At 39.0% G+C, this 1,798-nt stretch carries 2 protein-coding genes; one reads left to right on the top strand and one right to left on the bottom strand.

Features of this window, described 5'->3' with window-relative positions; translation table 11 throughout:
- The first annotated feature begins 172 nt into the window (after positions 1 to 172).
- Positions 173 to 1,180: a phage integrase SAM-like domain-containing protein gene (locus A7D14_RS07170; protein ID WP_083158014.1), complete on the top strand. Its 1,008-nt coding sequence runs from the start codon at positions 173 to 175 to the stop codon at positions 1,178 to 1,180.
- An 84-nt stretch (positions 1,181 to 1,264) separates the two neighbouring features.
- Here A7D14_RS07170 and A7D14_RS07165 read toward each other — a convergent pair.
- The coding region (locus A7D14_RS07165; RefSeq protein ID WP_067032083.1) for an ATP-binding protein at positions 1,265 to 1,798 on the bottom strand (534 nt) is incomplete at its 5' end.

The following is a 1,798-nucleotide window of genomic DNA, read 5'->3' as shown; positions in this document are numbered from 1 at the left end:
CATAAGCTATATATCAAATAATATTTAAATAATTGAAAATAAATTAGTTATGATTTTTTAAATGTTAAAGAATACCGAATAATTCCATTTAAAATCAATTTATTCTGTACCTATTCTGTACCCCTTTTTTTGTTTAAAGTTGTACTTTTATTAAGGATTAAAGAGGATAGTTATGGCCAGTATTAAGATTGTTCGACGGAAAAATAAGGAAAGAAAGGACGGTTCAGCACCACTTGCATTGCGAGTAAGCGATAATTACAGAACAAGTTATCGGTTTTTGGGCCAGTACATTCTTGAAAAAGATTGGGATAAAACTGCTTCTACGGTCAAAAGGTCACATCCCAATTATAAAAAGTTGAACAACTTTCTTATGAAAAAGTTGATAGAGGCCAATGATATTTATTTTGATTTGAAGAAAGAAAGCCTAACTCCAAAACAAGCCCTGCAAAAGTTGAAAGGAGTGGAAGGGGAAAAACCTTTTTTTGTGCTAGCTGCTGAACGTATAAAGGACAAATACGATAGGGGAACCATTTCTGTTGCCAAGGCCGAAATGTCAATTCTTTTCAATATCGATGAATTTTTAAACCTTAAACGTTCCTTGAAGAAAGATGAAATCATTGAGGGTATCAAAAGACGGAGAAAAAAACGCATCAGTGATGGACGCAAATCGGAAACCGACTTTTATGATTCGGTACTTTATTTCAAAAACAAACCGTCACTTAGATTTCAAGATATCAATGAACGTTTTATTGAAAGGTTCAAGAATTTTTGTACTATTTATTTAGGGCATAAAGAACGAACCATAACCAATCAACTCATCTTTGTCCGTACTTTGTTCAACGTAGCTATAAGAGACGACATAGTTCCATCTAAATATTACCCCTTTGCAGGTGAAAAGGAAAAAATAAGGATTGGTTCAGGTCATAAAATCGGTCTTACGATCAAAGAAGTTGAAAGGATAGAGCAATTGGAATTAGAACCAGGAACTTCTATTTGGCACACCCGAAATGTATGGTTAATGGCCTTTTATTTTGCCGGAATACGTATTTCAGATGTTGTGCAGATTAAATGGAGTGATTTCAAAGATAATCGCTTGTTCTATGTAATGAACAAGAACTCTAAACCGGTAAGTTTAAAAATCCCAGATAAAGCGCAGGCCATTTTGAATTTATATGGATAGGGCGGTCAATGTATACCACCTGCGGCGGATGAAAGTGAGCAGTGCAAATCAAGTGCACGAGATCGACTCATTTTGGTGGTGAAGTTAATGTTTATTTTTAATTTTTTTCCTCATAGATTCCCCTTTAATGTCCACCCTGTGCGCTGAGTGCACCAGACGGTCAAGGATGGCGTCAGCGATTGTTTTTTCACCGATGACATCGTGCCATGCCTCCACGGGCAGTTGTGAGGCTATAATAGTGGACTTTTTGCCGTGCCTGTCCTCTATGATCTCCATCAAAGAGTGCCTGTTGATGTTGTCCAATGGTTTTAGGCCAAAGTCATCCAGTATGAGCAGGTCCTGTTTTTCAAGTTTTCCAATGAATTTTAGAAAGGACCCGTCCGCCTTTGAGGTTTTGAGCAGGGTAAAGAGCTTGGCCGTGTTGAAGTACATGGTCCTGTACCCCATTGAGCAGGCCTGGTGCCCAATGGCCGAGGCCAGATAGCTCTTGCCCACCCCGGTGCTCCCGGTAATGAGCATATTTTCACCCTTGTGTATAAATCCACAGGAGGCGTAGCGTTGTATCCTGTTCCTGTCGATGTTCCTTCCAGGGCCGTAATCGATGGCCTCCATAACGGC

Source organism: Allomuricauda sp. CP2A, from assembly GCF_001683915.1.
GTDB lineage: Bacteria > Bacteroidota > Bacteroidia > Flavobacteriales > Flavobacteriaceae > Flagellimonas.
This window is presented reverse-complemented; position numbering and strand designations above follow the sequence as displayed.